The organism is Leisingera sp. XS_AS12, from assembly GCF_041224635.1.
Taxonomy (GTDB): domain Bacteria; phylum Pseudomonadota; class Alphaproteobacteria; order Rhodobacterales; family Rhodobacteraceae; genus Leisingera.
Window position 1 is genome coordinate 77,037 of sequence record NZ_JBGFGM010000093.1, and the last position, 21,443, is coordinate 98,479.

Below are 21,443 nucleotides of genomic sequence, written 5' to 3' on the forward strand. Positions count from 1 at the left end.
CAGGCTGCCAAACCGAAGGAAAGACTTCATGAAACGTATGTTTCCGCTCGTTTCCGCCCTCGCAATGATCGCTGGCATGGCGACAGCCGCGGACATCAAGGTTGGCGTTTCGCCGGGCGAACACGCCGAGATCATGGAAGAGGTGGCAAAGATCGCTGAGCCCATGGGCCTGAATATCGACGTGGTCGAATTTTCTGACTACGTGGTGCCGAACCAAGCGCTCGCCGATGGCGACATTCAGGCCAACTCGTTCCAGCACAAGCCCTATCTGGACAACCAGGTGAAGGACCGCGGTTTTGCGCTGGTGCCGGTGGCGACCACCATCACCACGCCGATGGGGGTCTACTCCGACAAGATCACGTCGCTGGACAATTTCCCCGAAGGCGGCTCCATGGGGATCCCGAACGACCCGACCAACGGCGGGCGCGCGCTGCTGGTGCTGCAACAGCTGGGTCTGATCAAACTGGCCGAAGGCACTGGCCTGGTTCCGACCGTGCTTGATGTGACCGAGAACCCCAAGGACATCCGCTTCCGTGAACTGGACGCGGCACAGCTGCCGCGCTCGCTGGCAGATCTGGACGCTGCGCTGATCAACACGAACTACGCGATCGCTTCGGGCCTGAACCCGAAAGAGGATGCGATTGCCGTGGAAAGCGCGGACAACCCCTATGTCAACATCATCGTGGTGCGCGACGGCGATCAAGAAGCGCCTTGGGTCCAGCCGCTGATCGACGCCTATCACAGCCCGGAGATCAAGGCATTCATCGAAGAGAAATATCAGGGCACCGTGCTGACCTCCTGGTAAGCATGGTCGTCTGAAGCAACCAAGCAGGCAACTTTCCCGCAGGAGAGTTGCCTGTTTTTTTGTATATTCGAGTGGCGTCAGACACCGAGGTAGCGATCCGCCTGTTTTGCCTCCAATGCGCTGATCTTGCCGGTCCAAACGTTGCAGCCGCGGTTGAGGATCACCGCGTGATCGGCAACTGCCGACAGTTCGCGCAGGGATTTGTCGACCACAAGAATGGCAAGGCCGGTGTCCGCCTTCAGCCGTGCGATGGCGGCCCAGATCTCCTGTCGCACCACGGGTGCCAGACCCTCCGTTGCCTCATCTAGGATCAGCAGGCGCGGGTTGGTCATCAGCGCGCGGCCGATGGTAAGCATTTGCTGCTCGCCGCCCGACAGCGACCCTGCGGTCTGGTGGCGTCGCTCCTCCAGCCGGGGAAACAGTTCTGCCACCCGCTGCATGTCCCAGGGGCCGGGGCGGGCGGCGGCAGTCAGGTTTTCTTCCACTGTCAGCGGTGCGAAGCAGCGCCGCCCCTCCGGCACTAACCCGATGCCCAGCCGGGCAATTTTATGTGAGGGCAGCGCGCGCAGATCATGCCCGTCGAATTGCAAGGAGCCTGCGCTTGCCGCCAGCATGCCGCAGATCGTCTTGATGGTGGTGGATTTGCCCATGCCGTTGCGGCCCATCAGCGCCACAACCTCGCCTTCGCCAATCTCCAGATCGACGCCGAACAGCGCCTGTGCCGGACCGTAGGAGGCTTCAACCCCTTGTAATTGCAACAGGCTCATGCGGCGTCCTCCTCTCCCAGATAGGCGCGGCGCACCTCGGCGTTGGCGCGGATTTCATCCGCGGTGCCGGTGGCGATGATCTGGCCGTAGACCAGCACGCTGATCCGGTCCGCCAGCGCAAAAACCGCGTCCATGTCATGTTCGACCAGCAGGATCGGCGCCTCCTGCCGCAGCCCGTCGAGGAACCCCGTTAGCCGGTGCGACCCGTCGGCGCCAAGCCCCGCCATCGGCTCATCCATCAAGAACAACTTCGGTTTCAGCGTCAGCGCCACCGCAACTTCCAGCTGGCGGCGCTGGCCGTGTGACAGATCGGCAGTTCGGCGGTCGGCGGCATCCGCCAGCCCGACCCGCTCCAGCGCGTCGCGGGCAACCGCCAGCAGCGCCGGATCCTTCATCACGTTGCGGAAAAAGCGGAACACCCGCCCCTGCCCGCCGAGCGCGCCCAAGATTGCGTTCTGTAGCACCGTGTATTCCATCGCCAGCGCTGAGATCTGGAACGTCCGCCCCAGCCCCATCCGCGCCCGCGCCACGGTGTCCAGGGCCGTCACATCACGCCCCAGCAGTTCCACCCTGCCGCTATCAGGTCGGAAGTTACCGGCGATCTGCTTGATAAGCGTTGATTTTCCCGCACCATTTGGCCCGATCAGCGCGTGGATTTCGCCCGCCCGCAAATCCAGCGAGACATCGCTGCTGGCCTTCAGCGCGCCAAAGCTCTTGCACAGGTTCTCGGTTCTCAGCACCACCTCAGCCATGCGCTTTCTCCCGTCCGGCAATAGCCCCGATCAGCCCGCCGCGGGCAAACAGCACGATCAGCAGCAGAAGAACGCCCAGGAAGATCTGCCAGTAATCGCTGATCCCGCCCAGAAGATGCTCCAGCAGGATATACAGCGCGGCACCTGCGACCGGGCCGTACAAGCGACCCACGCCGCCAAGGATCACAAAGATCATGATCTCGCCGCTGGTGTGCCAGCTCAGCATGGTGGGGCTGACAAAGCGGTTCAGATCGGCAAACAAAGCCCCCGCCAGCCCGGTGATTGCACCCGAGATCACAAAGGCCACGAGCCGCAGCTTGAACGGTGTCAGGCCGACGGCTTCGACCCGGTCCGCGTTCTGTCGCGCCGCCGCCAGCGCCAGCCCAAAGGGCGAGGCCGCCAGCCGCGCGGCAAAGAACAGCGCCAGACACAGGATCACATAGGCAATGGCAAAGAACTGGATCGGGTCCAGCGTATTCAGCCCGGGAAATTCATTGCGCACCCAGATGGACAGGCCGTCTTCGCCGCCATAGGCGCTCCAGCTGATCGCGAAGTAGTACAGCATCTGCCCGAAGGCGAGGGTAATCATGATGAAATAGACACCCGAGGTGCGCAAGGACAGCGCCCCGATCACCAGCGCCGCAAGCGCGCTGAGCACAACCGCCACCAGCCAGATCAGCGGCATCTGGTTGCTGCCCTCGAACAGGAATGGCCAATTGAACAGCGGCTCGTAGTTCTGCGCATGGGCCGCCAGAATGCCCATGGCATAGCCGCCGATCCCGAAAAACGCCGCATGGCCGAGGCTGATCAGCCCGCCCAGCCCCAGCGCGATGTTCAGCCCGACCCCGGCCAGCGCCAGGATCGCCGCCTTGGTGGCCAGCGTGATGATGAACGGCTCGTCCAGGCTCCATGCCGCCAGCGGCACGATCAGCAGAGCCGCGATCATCGCCCAGTTGAGAAGACTCTCGCGCGTCATCATGCGCTCCCTCCGTACAGGCCCGAGGGGCGTACCAACAGGATCGCCGCCATCAGAATGTAAATCAGCATCGACGCCAGCGATGCCCCGGCAGAGGCCGCGCTGGCGGGCTCCATGAACAGGGCAAACAGCTGCGGCAGGAACACCCCGCCCAGCGTATCCGTCAGCCCCACCAGCAGTGCGCCCGCCAGCGCCCCCTTGATCGAGCCGATGCCGCCGATGACGATCACCACGAAGGCGAGGATCAGCACCGGCTCGCCCATGCCCACCTGCACCGACTGGATCGCGCCCACCAGCGCGCCTGCCAGCCCGGCCAGCGCTGCGCCCAGGGCAAAGACCAGCGTGTAAAGTTTCGAGATATCAACGCCAAGCGCGGCAATCATCTCGCGGTCGGCCTCGCCAGCGCGGATCTGGATGCCGATGCGGGTCTTGGCAATCAGCAGAAACAGCCCGGCTGCAATCGCCAGCCCGATCAGGATGATGGTCAGCCGGTACAGTGGGTATTCGATCCCGCCCGGCAGGCTCACCGGCCCCGACAGATAGGCGGGTACGTCCAGAAACAGCGGGAAAGAGCCGAACAGCCAGCGCGTGCCTTCCGAGAAAATCAGGATCAGCGCGAATGTCGCCAGCACCTGGTCCAGATGGTCGCGCCGATACAGCCGCCGGATCACCACCAGCTCCATCAGCGCGCCGGCCGCCGCGGCCGCGGCAAGGCTGGCAATCAGCGCCAGCAGGAACGATCCCGTCCAGCCCGCCACCGCCGCGGCGGCAAAGGCGCCGACCATATACAGCGATCCATGGGCGAGGTTGATCAGCCCCATCACCCCGAACACCAGCGTCAGCCCGGCTGCCATCAGGAACAGCATCACGCCAAGCTGAAGCCCGTTCAGGATCTGCTCCAGAACTAGAATATACGTCATCTTGATTGTCCGAGGGGAAGTGAGGCCAGCGGCGCAGGCCCTCATGGAGCCCGCGCCCGTTGGTCTGTCTTACATCTTGCACTCAGCCGCGTAGGCGTCGGCGTGGTTTTCCAGGCCAGTGGCGACGATCTTGTTGGTGTAGACGTCGCCCTCCTTGATCACCTCGCGCACATAGATGTTCTGCACCGGGTGGTGGTTGTCGCCGAACTTGAAGTCACCGCGCACAGAGGCGAAATCCGCTTCCTTCAGCGCCGCACGAAAGGCGTCCTGATCGGACACTTCGGCCTTGTCCAGCGCGCTGAGGATCAGGTTGGCGGTGTCAAACCCCTGGCTGGCATAAAGCGACGGCAGACGGCCGTATTTCTCCTGGAAGGCCGCCACGAACTCGACATTGGCCTCATTGTCCAGATCCTTGCTCCACTGCGAGGTGTTCTTGACCCCCAGTGCCGCGTCGCCTACCGCCTGCAGGATGCCCTGATCGAACGAGAACGCAGGTCCCACCACCGGCAGGTCCACGCCGCTGCCCGCGTATTGTTTCAGGAAGGAAATCCCCATGCCGCCGGGCAGGAAGAAATAGACGGAATCCGCGCCCGAAGCCCGGATCTGCGCAATTTCCGCCGCATAGTCGGTCTGGCCCAGCTTGGTGTAGATCTCGCCCGCCAGCTCGCCCTTGTACATGCGTTTGTAGCCGGTCAGCGCGTCCTGTCCCGCCGGGTAGTTCGGCGCGAGGATAAAGCTGTTCTTCAGCCCTGCGTCATTGGCATAGGCGCCCGCGGCTTCGTGCAGGTTGTCGTTCTGCCAGGCCACGTTGAAGTAATTTTCATGGCAGCGCTTGCCCGCCAAGGCGGAGGGGCCGGCATTGGGCGACAGGTAGAACACGCCCTGCGCGGTCGCCGCCGGGATCACCGCCATCGCCAGGTTTGACCAGATGATGCCGGTCATGATGTCGACCTTCTCGGACTGGATCATTCGGTCGGCGATCTGTACCGCGATATCGGGTTTGCGCTGATCGTCTTCGATCACCACTTCGACACCCTCGCGACCGTCTTGTTCGATTGCCAGCATGAAGCCGTCGCGGACATCCACGCCAAGGCCCGCGCCGCCGCCGGACAGGGTGGTGATCATTCCGATCTTTGTGTCCGCCAGCGCGCCGGTGGCGCCCGCCGCTGCCAGCGCCGGAATTGCCGCGGCCATCGCCAGTTTGCGAATTGATTTCATAACGTCTTGTCCTCCCACGATATGACCGGCGGGTGGCCGGAACAGTTGTGCAATGATTGCGACAATACCGCGGCGGTGACATAAGCCAAGCCAAGCGGTAACCCGCATCCCTGCGGCTGATCTTGTGCCAGCCCTGAGGAAGAGCCTACGCAGGCTCGCATAGATATTTCAAGATTAAAATATATCCAGCAACAATCTTGTCGTTTCTGCGCCTGCGAAACTGGCATCGGCAATCCTGCCATTGCGATGGCCTGAAAATCACGTTTGAGGATGGTCGACGAAAGCGGCAATGTTGCCCGCCCTGCAAGCAGGGTTTTCGGGCGTCGGTCGAACCCTGAACGCGCTCCGATCAGCCAAGAAGGCGCGTGGGTGTGCGTCTTGGGAAGCCGTCTAATCGGCTTCCGATTTCAGTGTGGCCATCAGCTGATGAAACTTTTCCCCCTGTACCGCCACATGGCCTCGCAACGTATCGGCGGCCTGGTCAGCCGTTCCCCGTTCCAGGGCCTGGACGACCAGCTCATGCTCAGCCATGGACTGCGCCATTCGGCCTCGGAAGCGAAGTTGCTGACGGCGAAACGGCTTCAGGCGTTTATGCAGTTTGGCGGCCTCCTGGGCAAGGAAGCTGTTGCCTGACTGCTGGTAGATGATCATGTGAAAGCGTTCGTTTTCAATGTAGTAGTTATCCGCATCCCGATTATCTACAGCGGCCTGACACTTGGCGTTGGCGTCGCGCAATTCCTCCAGCGCGTCGTCGGAAATTCGAAGGGCGGCGAGGCGACCGCAGACTGCTTCCAGTTCTGCCATCACTTCGAACATTTCCATCAGCTCAACCGGGCCGGGCTGGCGGACAAAAGCGCCGCGGCGGGGAATCAATTCAACCAGGCCAGAGAGGGCAAGCCGTTGAAAGGCTTCCCGCAGCGGCGTGCGGGACACGCCGAATTGCTCGGCCAGGCGCACCTCATCCAACCGGTCACCGTTGGAGAAAGTTCCGTTGAAAATCAGCTCTTCCAGCTGTTCGGCGATGTTGTCGGCGCGGCGTTGTTCCATGAACAAGATCTATCCGGCGCCGATATCAAATTCAAGAACACTATTCTTGTATACAAAAATGTTGACATGATAAACACTGCGCGCCTACCGTCTTGCATCTTCTGGTTCGCCAGGAGGCATTCAGGGAGGAAAACATGAAATCTGTTCTCAAGGCCGCGGTGGCCGGGATGGCGCTGGCTGCGGCAGGCAGCCTGGCAAATGCAACCGAGCTGCGCCTGTCGCATCAATGGTCGAACAATGACGTGCGCCACAAGGTCGCCCAGATCGTCGCGGATGAAGTCGAAGCTGCCAATGTGGATCTAAGCATAAAGATTTTCGGCTCGAAATCGCTGTTCAAGCCGCGCGAGCAGTACAAGTCGTTGAGCCGCGGCCAGTTGGACATGACGGTGCTGCCGCTCTCCTACGCCGGCGGCCAGCAGCCCGCCTATAACCTGACGCTGATGCCGGGGCTGGTGAAGAATCACGATCATGCGGCGCGCCTCAGCGACTCGCCTTTCATGGATGCGCTGGAAGAGAAGATGGCCGAAGATGACGTCATGGTTCTGGTTCATGGCTACCTCGCCGGCGGTTTTGCCGGCAAGGATAAGTGCATCACCAAGCCAGAGGATGTGGAGGGGCTGCAAACCCGCGCCGCCGGCAAGTCGTTTGAGCAGATGCTGGCCGGGGCCGGGGCGTCGATCGCCTCGATGGCGTCGTCGGAAATCTACAACGCGATGCAGACGGGCGTTTTGCAGGCGGCCAACACATCGTCCTCGTCCTTTGTATCCTATCGGATCTACGAGCAGGTCAGCTGCTACACCCCCGCAGGCGACGTGGCGCTGTGGTTCATGTACCAGCCGTTGCTGATGAACAAGAGCACCTTCGACGGTCTGACCGAGGACCAACAGAATGCGCTGCGCGACGCCGCTGAAAAGGCGCAGGCCTATTACCTGGAAGAAGCCAAGAAACAGGACGCCGCTTCGGCCGAGGTGTTTGCCGAGGCTGGTGTCGAGATTGCCGAGATGTCTGCCGAGGATTTCGAGGCCTGGCGCAAGCTGGCAATGGAAACCTCCTACAAGAAGTTTGTCGAAGAAGTGGCCGACGGGCAAAAGCTGCTGGACCTTGCATTGGCGGTCGAGTGATCCCCCTCGATCGACTGCCTGCGGAGCGGCCCTCGAGCCGCTCCGCCCCTTGTTACCTTTCAACTACGGGAGATGCTGATGGCCAGCCATAGCAATGCCGCCATTGCCCGATCCGGCAACAACTCCTTTCTGCGTCTCGCTGCGGCGCTGTCGACCCTTGCGGGCTGGTGTGCCGCTGCGATGATCGTTGCAGCGGTTGCCATCACCTGCCAGATGATCGTGGTGCGGTTCGTCCTGAACGGGTCCACCATCTGGCAGACCGAAGCCGTGATCTATCTGATCATTGCCGCAACCCTGGTCGGTCTGCCCTACGTGCAGCGGCTGCGCGGCCATGTGAATGTCGATCTGATCCCACTGTCGTTGGCACCACGCGCTCGGTTTGCACTGGCGGTTCTGACGGCGGTGCTGTCGATCGCAATCACCGCGGTCATGCTGTGGTACGGCTTTGAATACTGGCATTTCGCCTGGGAGCGCGGCTGGCGGTCGGACACCGTCTGGGGTGTGCGCCTTTGGATTCCCTATCTCTCGATCCCCGTCGGCTTCGGTCTCTTACTGCTGCAACTGGTTGCAGATCTGGTGGCCGTGCTGACCGGCGTCGATAAACCATTTGGACTGGAGTAAGGCTGATGGACCCGCTTCTGCTCGGCGGCATCGTGGCACTGGCCACCATTGTCGTATTGTTTTCCGGCGTTTCGGTGGCCATTGGCCTTCTGATCGTTTCCGCCGGTTTCCTGATCGTCTTCGACGGCCCGCGTTCGCTGGAGCTGATGCCGGAAATCCTGTTCGGCAAGCTGGACAATTTCGCGCTGCTGTCCATCCCGATGTTCATCATCATGGGCGCCTCGATTGCTTCGACCCGCGCGGGAGCCGACCTGTACGAGGCGTTGGAGCGTTGGCTGACGCGTATTCCCGGTGGGCTGGTGGTGTCCAACCTCGGCGCCTGCGCCCTGTTCGCGGCGATGTCGGGCTCGTCACCTGCGACCTGTGCGGCCATCGGCAAGATGGGCATCCCCGAGATGCGCAAGCGCGGTTACCCGGACGGCGTTGCCGCTGGCTCCATTGCGGCGGGTGGTACGCTGGGCATCCTGATCCCACCATCGGTCACCATGATCGTCTACGGAATCGCCACCGAAACCTCGATCGGGCGTCTGTTTCTGGCGGGGGTCATCCCGGGGCTGCTGCTGGTGGGGTTGTTCATGGCGTGGTCTCTGTATTCCACCTGGCGGTCGGGTGACGCGACGCTGCTGGCATCGGGCAGCTACAGCTGGCGTCAGCGGTTCGAGATCCTGCCGCGGGTGCTGCCGTTCCTGGCCATCATCCTCGGCGTGCTGTACGCGATGTACGGTGGCATCGCGACACCATCGGAAACCGCCGCGGTGGGGGCGCTTTTGTGCCTGCTGATCGCGGTCATCATTTACAAGCTGTGGAACCCGCGTGATCTCTGGGTGGTGCTGCGCGACAGCACCAAGGAAAGCGTGATGATCCTGTTCATCGTAGCGGCCGCGGGCGTGTTTTCCTACATGCTGTCATCGCTGTTCATTACCCAGGCAATCGCCGAGTGGATTGGCACGCTGGAGGTGAACCGCTGGGTGCTGATGGGGGCGGTGAATGTCTTTCTGCTGATTGCGGGCTTTTTCCTGCCGCCGGTTGCGGTGATCCTGATGGCAGCGCCGATCCTCTTGCCGATCATCACGACCGCGGGCTTTGATCCGATCTGGTTTGCGGTCGTACTGACCATCAACATGGAAATCGGGCTGATCTCGCCGCCGGTAGGGCTGAATCTCTACGTCATCAATGGCATTGCGCCCGACATCTCGCTCAAGACGATCCTGACCGGTTCCTTGCCTTTCGTGGCCTGCATGGTGCTGGCGATCGTGCTGCTGTGCCTGTTTCCGGGACTGGCCACCTGGCTGCCCAATCTGGTGATGGGGGCCGCGGTATGAGCCTGCTTGCAGAGCTTCTGTCCACCGTCTTCGAGCGGCGCCAGCGCCGCGAGGCCGCCGCGTCGCCCGACGGCCGCCCGCTGGAGGAACTGGCCACCGCGCTGGTCGGCTCCACCGGGGAGACCTCGGGCCTGGCGCTGGCGGAGGAGATACTGGCGCGGTTCAAGGCATTGGACGATGACGGCAAACGCGCCTTTTTCCGCCATCTGGCAATGGAAATGAACATCGCGCCGGAGACCGTCCGGGCGACGCTTGATGCCTACGAGAAGAACCCGTCGAAGGCGAGCTACCGCGCCTTCATGGCGGCTTCCGAGCCGCGGCGGCAGGAGTTGATCCGCAGGCTGAACAAAGTGCCGGACGCCACGGGAGCCTTGGTTCGGATGCGCGCGGATCTTTTGCGGCTGGGCCGTGGCGAGCCGGAACTGGAGGCGTTGGATCTGGACTTTCGCCACTTGTTCGCCAGCTGGTTCAATCGCGGTTTTCTGGTGTTGCGACCGATCAGTTGGGAAAGCCCGGCACATATCTTGGAAAAGATCATTGCCTATGAAGCAGTGCACGCAATCGACAGTTGGGACGACTTGCGTCGCCGTCTCCAACCGTCTGACCGGCGCTGCTTTGCCTTCTTTCATCCCTCCATGCCGGATGAGCCTTTAATCTTTGTGGAGGTGGCGCTGACGCGGGATGTCCCCAAGTCGATCCAGGCACTGCTTGCCGAGGACCGTGAGGCGATGCCGGCCGAGGATGCCACCACGGCCGTCTTCTACTCGATTTCAAACTGCCAGGCCGGTCTCGCCAGCATCTCCTTTGGCAACTCGCTGATCAAGCAGGTGGCCAGCGACCTGGCGGCGGAGTTGTCGGGGCTGGACACTTTCGTTACCCTGTCGCCGATCCCCGGGCTGAGCAAATGGATACGAGAAGAGGGGATCGATATGCCTCTGCAGGACGCGGAAGGCATGCGTGCAATCGCGGCGCGATACCTGCTGACCGCGAAAAACAAGCGAGGCCAGCCCTATGATCCCGTGGCGCGGTTCCATCTTGGAAATGGGGCGATCGTTCACGCTGTTCATGCTGACGCCGATACATCGCAGAAGGGGCGTGCGCAGTCCGGCGGAGCCATGGTCAATTATCTTTACGATCTCGGGAAAACCGCGCAGAACCACGAATGTTTCGCGGAGACCCAAGAGGTGATTGCCGCGGCCGGGGTGCAGACCCTGGCGGCCGCCGCAAGCGCACAGGCACAAGAAAGGCATTCAAATGGCTAACCCATTGTTCGACCGTCTGTTCGGCATCCATGCTGGCAAGGCGACACCATTCCTGCATTTGCCGGACGGTGAGATCGTGACACACCAAGATTTTCTTGGCCGCGCGGCGCAAATCGCCAATGTGTTCGCCCAAACGGGCCTGGAGCCGGGGGATCGGGTCGCGGCGCAGGTCGAAAAATCGCCGGAAGCGCTGGCGCTATACGCCGCTTGTGTGCAGGCCGGCTTGATCTTCTTGCCGTTGAACACGGCCTATACCGCCGACGAGCTGACCTATTTCATAGAAAACAGCGGTGCCTCCGTGGTGGTCTGCGATGGCCGCCGCGAGGCGACGTTGGCCCCGATTGCCAAAAGGCTCGGCGCGGCAGTGGAAACGCTCAATGGCGACGGCTCTGGCACATTGATGGACCAGGCCGCCGCCATGCCGGTGGCCTTTGCCACGGTGGATCGGGAGGGCGATGATCTCGCCGCGTTTCTTTATACCTCGGGGACGACAGGGCGCTCCAAGGGGGCGATGCTGACGCAGGATAACCTGCTGTCCAATGCAGAAACCCTGGTGCAGGAATGGCGTTTCACCGACAGTGACGTCCTGCTACATGCGCTGCCGATCTTTCACACCCACGGTTTGTTCGTCGCAAGCAACGTCACCTTGGCGGCGGGGGGCAGCATGATCTTTCTGCCGAAGTTCGATGTCGACGTCGTGCTGGAGAAGTTGCCGCAAGCCACCACCATGATGGGGGTGCCGACGTTCTACACGCGCCTTTTGGGCGACGACAGGTTCACCCGGGAACTTGCAGAACCGATGCGGCTGTTCATCTCCGGTTCGGCACCGCTGCTGGCGGAAACCCATGTCCAGTTCGAACAGCGGACCGGTCACCGCATTCTGGAACGCTACGGGATGACAGAGACCAATATGAACACCTCCAACCCCTATGACGGGGAGCGCCGCGCAGGCACGGTTGGGTTTCCCCTGCCGGGTGTCGAGCTAAAGATCACGGATGCCGAAAGTGGCGAGGTCTTGCCGCAGGGGGAAATCGGCCAGATCGAGGTGCGCGGTCCGAATGTGTTCAAGGGCTACTGGCAGATGCCGGAAAAAACGGCGGCAGAACTGCGCGAAGACGGGTTCTTCATCACCGGCGATCTGGGGCGGATCGACGAAGACGGTTATGTGCACATCGTTGGCCGCAACAAGGACCTCATCATTTCGGGTGGCTACAACATCTACCCCAAGGAGATAGAGCTGGTACTGGACGAGCAGCCCGGCGTACTGGAAAGTGCGGTGATCGGCGTCCCACACCCTGATTTTGGCGAGACGGTGCTGGGAATCGTCGTACCGGTCTCCGGTCAGTCCCTGGATCTGGAAGCCATGATGGTGGCGGTGCAGCAGTCGTTGGCGCGGTTCAAACATCCACGGAAGTTGATCCTGCTTGATGAGTTGCCGCGCAACACCATGGGCAAGGTGCAGAAGAACATCCTGCGAGAGCGATACAAGGATATGTTCGTCGGTTGATTTCCGTCGGGAGGCAGTCGGGCAGGGCGCCGCCCAGCCACCGGCTTGATAACGTCGCCGGTTGGGATCAACCTCTGTGTCGCAGCCAATGTGACGCCGCTGCCCATAGAACCCGTTGCGCGGGGCGGGCTGACATTTCTGGTCGCTTGCCTTCTCGGCTTGGCGGTGATCGGGCTTGTGCCGCAACTGGCAACCCCGCTGCTGCAGACAGAAAACTACCGAGATCGAGGAGACCTTTCATGACCCAGAGAACTGCCATCGTCACCGGTGCCGCGCGCGGCATTGGCCTCGCCACCACCAGGCAATTTCTGGCAGAGGGGCGGCGCGTCGCCATGATCGACCGCGACGCCGAGGCCCTGATGGCCGAAGCCTCGCAGATGGAGGGTGTGTTGCCGATCGTCTGTGATGTGTCAAAGCCGGACGAGGTGGCGATCATGATCGATACCTGCGCTGCGAAACTCGGCCGTATCGATGCCCTGGTGAACAATGCCGGCGTCGCGGATTTCGGCCCGATCGAGGAAACCGGCTTTGATCGCTGGCGCCGGGTGATGGCAACCAATCTCGACGGCGTCTTCTTGTGCTCGCAGGCCGCAATTCCGCACCTCAGGGAAACCCGCGGGGCCATAGTAAACATTGCCTCGATATCGGGGCTGCGCGCCTCGACGCTGCGGGTGGCCTACGGGACTTCCAAGGCCGCTGTGATCCAATTGACACAACAACAGGCGGTGGAACTGGGAGAATACGGAATCCGCGCAAACTGCGTTGCGCCGGGGCCCGTGCGCACCAAGCTGGCGATGGCGGTTCACAGCCAGGAGATCATTGATGCTTATCACGACGCCATCCCCTTGAACCGATACGGCACCGAGGACGAAATTGCTTCGGTGATCGTGTTCCTGTGTTCGGAAAAGGCCAGCTACGTGACGGGGCAGACCATTGCCTCGGACGGTGGGTTTCAGGCTACCGGCGTCGGGCTGCCTGCGTTGCGGCGCTGAGCCAAACCGCACACTGTGTATCGCCGCACGCCAGCCGTGCAGCATCGCACGATATTCACGCGCTTCTGTGATCTGTTTCATAGTCGGTCACCGGGCGTGACATGCTAATCCCACGGCAAACGGGCGCTCCTGAGACCGGGTCGCCCGCGTCGACGCTTCGTTGTCCGGTCTGCGCGCCGGATTGCATCAACTGAAATGGGACAGCAGCCGTGAGCCTGCCGCAGAAGACTGCCCCGTCGGGCTGTGCCAACTGGTTGGAACCTGCGTTCCGGCCGAGGCGCTGTCTGTCCCTGCACATCCAGACCATATGGGTCAATTTCAAGCACCGCGCGGCGGTTGCCGGGAGAAAACCATGAATTTGCTTTGCAACATAATGCGACTGTCAAAAGGGACGGCTGCGGTCCTGTTGGCTCTTGCCGCGGTTCCGGCCACGGCGCAGGAAGGACGCCCGCCCCAGCCCGTGACCGTGGTAACTCTGCAATCCGAGGACGTGACGCTGACTTCGGAGCTGCCGGGTCGGGTTGTGGCGCTCGGGGTCGCGGAAGTTCGCCCGCAAGTGTCTGGCATCATCGTTGAACGGCTGTTCCAGGAAGGTGGCCTGGTTGCCGCGGGCGATCCGCTGTATCGCATCGATGATGCGATCTACAAGGCGCGCGTTGCCCAGGCCCGGGCCAGCGTAGCCCAGGCGAAGGCAAATCTGACAGCTGCGGAAAAAGAGGAAAAGCGCCTTGCGGAATTGTTCCAGCGCGGCGTTGCCAGCCAGCAGGCGATCGACGATTCCGTGGCTGCGCGTGATGCTGCGCGCGCCGGTCTCTTGGTGGCTGAAGCGCAACTGCAGGCGGCTGAGATCGATCTTGAACACACGGTCATCAAGGCCCCCCTGTCCGGGCGAGTGGGGCGAGCCCTCACCACTCAAGGCGCGTTGGTGACCGCGCAACAGGCAGACGCGCTGGCGGTTATCCGGCAGATCGACAGTGTCTACGTGGATGTCACGGCCTCGACCACCGATGTGCTGCGCTATTCCCGTGCCAGAGACGAGAGGCAAAAGGGTGCCAACGAACCTGCCCTGGACCCGACTGTAACGCTGACCCTTGCAGACGGGATGAGTTTCGAACATCGCGGAACGCTTCTGGCCGCTGAGCCGCAAGTTGACCCGCAGACCGGTGTGGCAGTTCTGCGGCTGAAATTTCCCAACCCGGACGAATTGTTGCTGCCGGGCATGTACGTGAAGGCACATGTGCCGGTGGGTCTGGCCCACAATGTTGTTCTGGCACCGCAACGTGGCGTCGGGCGGGATCGACGGGGCCAGCCGACGGCTATGGTCGTGAACGATGACAACGTGGTGGAGGCTCGCGTGCTGACGGTGCTGGGGACACGGGGAAGTGACTGGATCGTCTCAGAGGGGCTAGCGGCAGGTGATCGCCTGATCGTTGCGGGTCTGCAGAAGATTGCTCCCGGCGCGACGGTCGCTCCGGAAGAATTCCACACCGCTGCCCTGGCATCGCAACATTAGGCCGCGGATCGCCAGAGCATTTGGCAAGGATAAGAAATGGCACGTTATTTCATTGACCGCCCGGTTTTTGCCTGGGTGATTTCGATCCTCCTGATGGGGGTCGGGGTTTTGGCCGTCATGGTGTTGCCGGTGGCGCAATATCCGCAGATCGCGCCGCCGACGGTGGAGGTGAGCGCCAGCTATCCCGGCGCTTCGGCCCAGACGGTGAACAATACCGTCACCCAGGTAATCGAAGAGCAGATGACCGGGCTCGACGGTCTGCGCTACATCAATTCCTCGTCGACCTCTACCGGCTCCGCGTCGGTGACACTGACCTTCGAGACGGGGACCGATCCGGACATCGCGCAGGTCCAGGTTCAGAACAAGCTCAGCCAAGCCACGCCGCTACTGCCCGAAGCCGTGCAGCGGCAGGGGGTGACGGTGCGCAAATCTTCTGGCGGTTTCCTCCTGGTCGCGGCGCTGGTGTCGACCGACGGGCGGCTGGATGCCGTTGATCTGTCGGACTACATGGTGTCGAGCATGGTCGACGAGTTCAGCCGCCTTGAAGGTGTTGGGGATGTACAGGTTTTCGGGGCGCAATATGCCATGCGGATCTGGCTCAACCCCGAGCAATTGGCGGCATTCGAACTTAGCCCTGGGGATATCGTCCAGGCTGTTTCGCGTGAGAACGCCCAGGTCTCGGCGGGGGCCTTCGGCTCCTTGCCGGCGGTCGAGGGCCAGGCGCTGAACGCGACCATCACGGCCCAGTCTTTGCTGTCGACCCCGGAAGACTTCGAGCAGATCGTGGTGCGCGCCGAGACAGACGGCGGACTTGTCCTGCTGCGTGACGTCGCGCGTGTGGAGATCGGTGCCGAGAACTACACAACATCGGCCCGTTTCAACGGCTCGCCAACGGCTGGCATGGCGATCCAGCTCGCGTCCGGTGCCAATGCTCTGGAGACCGCGGAGCGGGTGAAGGCGCGGCTGGAGGAAGTCTCACAATTCTTCCCGGAAGGCGTGGAATATGTGGTGCCTTATGACACTACGCCATTTGTGAAGATCTCGATCGAAGAGGTGGTGAAAACCCTGTTCGAGGCAATTGTGCTGGTGTTCCTTGTGATGTTCCTGTTCCTGCAGAACCTGCGGGCCACGCTGATCCCGACGCTGGCGGTGCCGGTGGTGCTGCTGGGAACATTCGGGGTGATGGCGGTCTTTGGATTTTCCATCAACACCTTGACGATGCTGGCCATGGTGCTGGCGATCGGCCTGTTGGTGGATGATGCCATTGTCGTGGTCGAAAACGTTGAACGGATCATGGAGGAAGAAGGCCTTGATCCGGTAGCAGCCACCCGCAAATCGATGGGGCAGATTACCGGCGCGTTGATCGGTATCGCGCTGGTGCTCTCGGCCGTTTTCGTGCCGATGGCGTTCTTTGGTGGGTCAACCGGGGTAATCTATCAACAGTTCGCGATCACCATCGTATCGGCGATGATGCTGTCCGTTGTGGTGGCGTTGACGCTGACTCCGGCCCTCTGTGCCACGATGTTGCGAAAGCCGGACCATGCGGCCAGAGCCCGCGGCGTCTTTGGCCTGTTCAACCGGGCGTTCGATCGACTGACCCGCGGCTATGGGGCGACCGTTGGCTATGTCATCCGCCGTCCTCTGCGCATTGGCGTGCTGTACCTGATGATCGGCGCGCTGATGGTCGGCCTGTTCCTGCGCACCCCGACCGGGTTCTTGCCGGAAGAAGATCAGGGCATCCTGTTCACTCTGGTCCAGGGGCCGACCGGCAGCACGGCCGAGGCTACCGAAGACGTGCTCAAGCGTTTGGAAACCCATTACCTTGAAACCGAAGCGGACAACGTGAGCTCATTGTTCACCGTGCGTGGTTTCAGTTTCGCCGGGCAGGGCCAGAACATGGGTCTCGCCTTTGTGAGCCTCAAGGACTGGGACGAGCGCAGCACGCCGGACCGCAGCGCCCAGGCAATTGCGGGACGGGCCTTTGGGGTCTTTTCCCAGATCCGTGAAGCGTTTGTCTTTCCGATCGTGCCACCGGCGGTGATCGAGCTGGGCAACGTCAGCGGTTTTGATTTCTACCTGCAGGCTCGTAACGGCCAGACGCACGAGGAGCTTGTCGCGGCGCGTAATCAGCTTATGGGACTGGCGGCGCAAAGCAGCAAGATCGCCTCGATCCGTCCAAACGGGTTGGAAGATGCGGCGCAGTTCAATCTGGATGTGGACTGGCGGGCTGCGGGGGCCATGGGCCTGTCCGCCACCGATGTGGGTGACCTGCTTTCGGTTGCCTGGGCGGGCCGCTACGTGAACGACTTTCTCGACCGGGGGCGGATCAAGCGTGTCTATGTACAGGGCGATGCGCCCTACCGCATGGTGCCCGAGGACATCGAACAATGGCGTGTTCGCAATGCGTCCGGTGGCATGGTGCCCTTCTCCAACTTCGCCAAGGCCAGCTGGCAGTTCGGACCGCAGGGACTTTACCGGTACAATGGCGTGGCTGCCATTCAGTTGCAGGGTAGCCCGGCTGCCGGTGTGACCACCGGGGAGGCGATGGCCGAAATCGAAGCGCTGGTGGAACAGTTGCCACCGGGCTTCCAGGTCGCCTGGACCGGGTTGTCGCTGGAGGAGCGCGAGGCCGGGGATCAGGCTGCACTCCTCTATGCGCTGTCGCTCGCCGCGGTCTTCCTTTGTTTGGCGGCCTTGTATGAAAGCTGGTCAATTCCTTTTGCCGTAATGCTGGCGATGCCGATCGGTGTCGTTGGTGCCCTAGTGGGCGCGTGGATCGGGGGTTTCGAAAACGGCGTCTATTTCCAAGTGGCGCTGCTGACGGTGATTGGCCTGACCGGCAAGAACGCGATTTTGATCGTCGAATTTGCCCGCGACAAGGTTGAGGCCGGCGAGGCCTTGCTGGCGGCGGTGGCGGATGCGTCGCAACAGCGTTTCCGTCCGATCCTGATGACGTCCATGGCGTTTTCGCTTGGCGTCCTGCCGCTGGTCCTGTCGTCCGGGGCCGGGGCAGGTGGTCGCACGGCAATGGGTTCCGGTGTCATGGGCGGCGTCATTTCAGCCACCGTTCTGGGTGTGTTGTTCGTGCCGCTGTTCTTTGTCGTGATCCATCGCTTGACCCGGCTGAGACAGAAGCGTCCGTCGGTCGCCTGATGTCTACGCGGCCTGGATCAGCTGTACAAAAAAAGCCAGACCTGCCTCGCGCCGGTCTGGCTTTTTCTGAATATGCGGTGGTGCCAATGCGGCAAACCCCGCGACAGGTTGGAGTTATCGAAGCCGATTTTCTGTCGTTGCATCAAACAGGAAGACATCGTCATCGGAAAAGTCCAGGCTGACGGACGCGCCCTCTTCCAAGCTGTCTTCGCCGCGGGTTTCGACAATGATCTTGGAACCATCAGCGCAGATCAGGTGATCGTAGGCAACCGCGCCCAGGCGTTCGCGCAGCTCCAGTGTCGCGGGCCCCTGCGGGCTGACCGTTATGTGCTGTGGTCGCAGGCCGACGATGACCTTGGTGCCATCGGCTGGCAGTGCGATGGGGGTGATGATTTCCCGGCCGCCAAAGGCCGCGACGGTGACCTTGCCACCGCGCACTTCGCCTTCGACGAAGTTCATGCTGGGGGAGCCAATGAAACCCGCGACGAACCGATTGTCAGGATCGTTGTAGAGATCCATCGGCTTGCCGACCTGCTCGACCCGACCGGCCCGCAGCACCACGATCTTGTCGGCGAGTGTCATCGCCTCGACCTGATCGTGGGTCACATAGATCATGGTCGCGCCGATTTCCTTGTGCAGCCGGGCGATTTCGACCCGCATATCAACCCGCAGTTCGGCATCCAGGTTGGACAACGGTTCATCAAACAGAAAGACCTCCGGGCCGCGCACGATCGCCCGGCCGATGGCGACACGCTGGCGCTGGCCGCCGGAGAGTGCCTTGGGTTTGCGCTTCAGATACTGGTCGAGCTTCAGAATGCGGGAGGCTTCGGCGACTTTGGCCTTTATCTCCTCCTTCGGGTGACCCGTCATCTTGAGGCCGAACCCCATGTTTTCCTCGACGGTCATATGGGGGTAAAGCGCATAGGACTGGAACACCATGGCCACACCACGTTCGGCGGAATCCAGATGGGTGACATCACGGTTGCCGATGTGGATCTTGCCTGCAGTTGTTTCCTCCAGCCCTGCGACCATCCGCAACAGGGTGGACTTGCCACAACCCGAGGGTCCCACGAAGACGCAGAATTCGCCATCCTCGATCTCGAGGTTGACATCGAAGATGGTCTGGACTTCGCCGTATCTCTTTACAGCATTGGTCAATGTGACGCCGGTCATGGGTGTTTATCCTTTCTGCCGACGCGGGCGAATTCAGGCCCGGCGCCGCTCCTCCTTCAGGTGGGGAACTGCCAGTTTTCGGCAGCTTCCGCGATCTCTTGTGCTGTCTTCAAAAGCAGTGGCTGCAGCGCCGTGAGCCCTTCCAGCGACTGTCGTTCGGTCGACGATGTGATCGACAGCCCCCCCATGACCCGTCCCTTGGATGAAAGGATCGGTGCGGCGATGCAGATGATGCCGGGTTCATGTTCTTCGCGGTCAAAGGCAATGCCCTGCGTGCGGATGGCGTCGAGCTCGGCGCGGAAGGCGGCTTCGTCGCCCAAGGTGTGCGGCGTATGCCGGAAGAACGCCTGGCGGCGAATGGCATCCTCGCGGGCGTCGCCATCAAGATGCGCGATCATCGCTTTGCCGACACCGGTGCAATAACCGGGGCCGATCTTCCCGGCCTGGCTGAACATTTCTATCGGGGTGCGGGCGTTGCGCTTGTCGACATAGAGCACCTGACCCCGGTCCAGTTGTGCCAGGTGGATGGTCTCCCCCACCTCTGCCGACAGGGCATCCAGATGCGCACGAGCGACCGGTGCGAGCGAGCTTTGCCGCCAGGCCGCATGCGCGAGGCGCACCAGCCGTAAACCGGGGGAATAAGCCTGCTGCTCCTCGTCGAAACAAAGCATCCCCTGATTCGTCAGCGTCTGGACCAATCGGTAGAGCGTGGCCTTGGGGTGCGGTGAGGCCGAGAGCAACTCGCCGAACCGCACAGGTCGCCCGTATTCGGCAACCTGATCCAAAACTTCCAAGGCTTTTCCGACGGTTCCGTCAGTGCCGCGCTGCGGCGTGTCCGGCGTTGCCATTGCTGTCCTCCCTTACGTCCCTGTCCCCGAAGGTGAAGAGACTGTTGACATTCATAGCCAAACTCTTCCATGGTTTCAATAGTTGGAAACTGGTTCCATTATTTGAAACCAATGACCGGCAGTCAACATGGGAGGATACAATGAACTTGCTGAAGGGAACGGTTGCAGGTCTTGTGATGGCCGCCGGTTTGGCCGCATCGGCGCAGGCTGCAGAGCTGAGCGGGACGCTCAAGATTTTCTCGGATATGTCGAACCCGGCGCCGCGGGCAGTAATGGAGAAGCTGGCGTCGGATTTCGACGCGCTGCATCCCGATCTGACGGTTGAGCTGACCGTGATCGACCGCGAAGCCTACAAGACCCAGATCCGCAACTTCCTGACCGCCAACGCGCCGGACGTTGCAAACTGGTATGCTGCCAACCGCATGCGCCCCTATGTCTCTGCCGGTCTGTTCGAGGATGTGTCGGATCTCTGGGCCGAACCCGAGATCGCCGATAACCTCGCCTCGACCAAGGGCGCGATGACGCTGGACGGCAAGCAGTGGGGCGTGCCTTACACCTACTACCAGTGGGGCGTTTACTACCGCGAGGACATCTACAACGAGCTTGGTCTGGAGGAGCCCAAGGACTGGGAAACCTTCAAGGCAAACTGCCAGAAGATCCTGGACAGCGGCAAGAAGTGCTTCACCATCGGCACCAAGTTCCTGTGGACCGCGGGTGGCTGGTTTGACTACCTCAACATGCGCACCAACGGCTATAATTTCCACATGGCGCTGACCAACGGCGAGGTGGAATGGACCGACGAGCGCGTCCGCCAAACCTTTGCCAACTGGCGCGAGCTGATCGACATGGGCGCGTTTATCGACAACCATCAGTCCTATAGCTGGCAGGAAGCGCTGCCCTTCATGGTCAACGGAGAGGCCGCGGCCTATCTGATGGGCAACTTCGCGGTGGCCCCCCTGCGTGAGGCCGGACTGAGCGACGAGCAGCTCGATTTCTACCAGTTCCCGGTCATCAACCCGGATGTGGAACTGGCGGAAGATGCGCCGACAGATACCTTCCACATTCCGGCTGCCGCCGAGAACAAGGAAGCTGCACGCGAATTCCTGCGCTACGTGGTTTCTGCCGACGTGCAGACCGCGATCAACGCGGGCGATGCGCTCGGGCAGCTCCCGGTCAATGCGTCCTCCTCTGTGGACGATGACGAGATGCTGAACCAGGGGTTCGAGATGCTGTCGTCGAACAGTCCCGGTGGCATCGCGCAGTTCTTTGACCGCGACGCCCCGGCCGAGATGGCCTCGGTGGCGATGGAGGGCTTCCAGGAGTTCATGGTGTTCCCCGACAACCTGGACGACATCCTGAACCGGCTCGAAAAGGCCCGCCAGCGGATCTACTGAACCTGAAATCCCGGGCGGGGATTTTCCCGCCCGGACCGTCCGCATGGCCATC

18 protein-coding genes are annotated in these 21,443 nt (G+C 61.7%); 10 read left to right on the forward strand and 8 right to left on the reverse strand.

The window, feature by feature from the left end; all coding sequences use genetic code 11:
• Positions 1-28: 28 nt before the first annotated feature.
• Positions 29-805: a MetQ/NlpA family ABC transporter substrate-binding protein gene (locus AB9K35_RS09895; RefSeq protein WP_369925702.1), complete on the forward strand. Its 777-nt coding sequence runs from the start codon at positions 29-31 to the stop codon at positions 803-805.
• 77 nt (positions 806-882) lie between these two features.
• Here the strand turns inward: AB9K35_RS09895 and AB9K35_RS09900 are convergent, their stop codons facing one another.
• The 6 genes from AB9K35_RS09900 to AB9K35_RS09925 form a co-directional block, all read right to left on the reverse strand.
• Entirely contained in the window at positions 883-1,572 is a 690-nt protein-coding gene (locus tag AB9K35_RS09900; RefSeq protein WP_369925704.1) for an ABC transporter ATP-binding protein, read from the reverse strand.
• Complete coding sequence (locus AB9K35_RS09905) at positions 1,569-2,324, reverse strand: ABC transporter ATP-binding protein (protein ID WP_369925706.1); 756 nt, start codon at positions 2,322-2,324, stop codon at positions 1,569-1,571. The genes AB9K35_RS09900 and AB9K35_RS09905 overlap by 4 nt, the downstream gene beginning before the upstream one ends.
• A complete protein-coding gene (locus AB9K35_RS09910) occupies positions 2,317-3,300 on the reverse strand; it encodes a branched-chain amino acid ABC transporter permease (protein ID WP_369925708.1) in 984 nt (327 codons plus the stop codon). The genes AB9K35_RS09905 and AB9K35_RS09910 overlap by 8 nt, the downstream gene beginning before the upstream one ends.
• A complete protein-coding gene (locus tag AB9K35_RS09915) occupies positions 3,300-4,220 on the reverse strand; it encodes a branched-chain amino acid ABC transporter permease (protein WP_222455510.1) in 921 nt (306 codons plus the stop codon). The genes AB9K35_RS09910 and AB9K35_RS09915 overlap by 1 nt, the downstream gene beginning before the upstream one ends.
• A 69-nt stretch (positions 4,221-4,289) precedes the next feature.
• Positions 4,290-5,438, reverse strand: coding sequence for an ABC transporter substrate-binding protein (locus tag AB9K35_RS09920; protein ID WP_222455511.1), 1,149 nt, complete (start codon positions 5,436-5,438; stop codon positions 4,290-4,292).
• Between the two features lie 390 nt (positions 5,439-5,828).
• Complete coding sequence (locus AB9K35_RS09925) at positions 5,829-6,485, reverse strand: GntR family transcriptional regulator (RefSeq protein WP_369925711.1); 657 nt, start codon at positions 6,483-6,485, stop codon at positions 5,829-5,831.
• Positions 6,486-6,619: 134 nt separating this feature from the next.
• Here AB9K35_RS09925 and dctP point away from each other — a divergent pair, with 134 nt between their 5' ends.
• The 8 genes from dctP to AB9K35_RS09965 all read left to right on the forward strand — a co-directional run bounded on the left by dctP (position 6,620) and on the right by AB9K35_RS09965 (position 17,976).
• Entirely contained in the window at positions 6,620-7,606 is a 987-nt protein-coding gene (gene dctP / locus AB9K35_RS09930) for a TRAP transporter substrate-binding protein DctP (RefSeq protein WP_369925713.1), read from the forward strand.
• Positions 7,607-7,684: 78 nt separating this feature from the next.
• The gene (locus AB9K35_RS09935) at positions 7,685-8,227 is read left to right on the forward strand and encodes a TRAP transporter small permease (protein ID WP_222455514.1); all 543 of its coding nucleotides are present in this window, start codon (positions 7,685-7,687) and stop codon (positions 8,225-8,227) included.
• Between the two features lie 5 nt (positions 8,228-8,232).
• Complete coding sequence (locus AB9K35_RS09940; protein WP_222455515.1) at positions 8,233-9,549, forward strand: TRAP transporter large permease; 1,317 nt, start codon at positions 8,233-8,235, stop codon at positions 9,547-9,549.
• On the forward strand, positions 9,546-10,811 hold the full coding sequence (locus AB9K35_RS09945; RefSeq protein WP_369925715.1) for a malonyl-CoA decarboxylase: 1,266 nt from the start codon (positions 9,546-9,548) through the stop codon (positions 10,809-10,811). Before AB9K35_RS09940 ends, AB9K35_RS09945 begins: the two co-directional genes overlap by 4 nt.
• Positions 10,804-12,318 carry a malonyl-CoA synthase gene (locus tag AB9K35_RS09950; protein WP_369925717.1) on the forward strand — a complete coding sequence of 505 codons (1,515 nt, stop codon included), beginning with the start codon at positions 10,804-10,806 and terminating at the stop codon, positions 12,316-12,318. The genes AB9K35_RS09945 and AB9K35_RS09950 overlap by 8 nt, the downstream gene beginning before the upstream one ends.
• 239 nt (positions 12,319-12,557) lie before the next feature.
• A complete protein-coding gene (locus AB9K35_RS09955) occupies positions 12,558-13,310 on the forward strand; it encodes an SDR family NAD(P)-dependent oxidoreductase (RefSeq protein ID WP_369925719.1) in 753 nt (250 codons plus the stop codon).
• Positions 13,311-13,662: 352 nt separating this feature from the next.
• Positions 13,663-14,823 (forward strand): efflux RND transporter periplasmic adaptor subunit, encoded by a 1,161-nt coding sequence (locus AB9K35_RS09960; RefSeq protein ID WP_369925721.1) that lies wholly within the window; start codon positions 13,663-13,665, stop codon positions 14,821-14,823.
• A gap of 36 nt (positions 14,824-14,859) precedes the next feature.
• Positions 14,860-17,976, forward strand: a complete 3,117-nt coding sequence (locus AB9K35_RS09965) for an efflux RND transporter permease subunit (protein ID WP_369925723.1) — start codon at positions 14,860-14,862, stop codon at positions 17,974-17,976.
• Between the two features lie 114 nt (positions 17,977-18,090).
• Here AB9K35_RS09965 and AB9K35_RS09970 read toward each other — a convergent pair whose 3' ends face one another.
• On the reverse strand, positions 18,091-19,149 hold the full coding sequence (locus AB9K35_RS09970) for an ABC transporter ATP-binding protein (RefSeq protein WP_369925725.1): 1,059 nt from the start codon (positions 19,147-19,149) through the stop codon (positions 18,091-18,093).
• A 56-nt stretch (positions 19,150-19,205) separates the two neighbouring features.
• Positions 19,206-19,997: an IclR family transcriptional regulator gene (locus AB9K35_RS09975; protein WP_369925727.1), complete on the reverse strand. Its 792-nt coding sequence runs from the start codon at positions 19,995-19,997 to the stop codon at positions 19,206-19,208.
• A 140-nt stretch (positions 19,998-20,137) separates the two neighbouring features.
• On the opposite strand from AB9K35_RS09975, the gene AB9K35_RS09980 reads away from it, so the two are divergent.
• Positions 20,138-21,391 carry an ABC transporter substrate-binding protein gene (locus AB9K35_RS09980; RefSeq protein WP_369925729.1) on the forward strand — a complete coding sequence of 418 codons (1,254 nt, stop codon included), beginning with the start codon at positions 20,138-20,140 and terminating at the stop codon, positions 21,389-21,391.
• Positions 21,392-21,443: the final 52 nt, after the last annotated feature.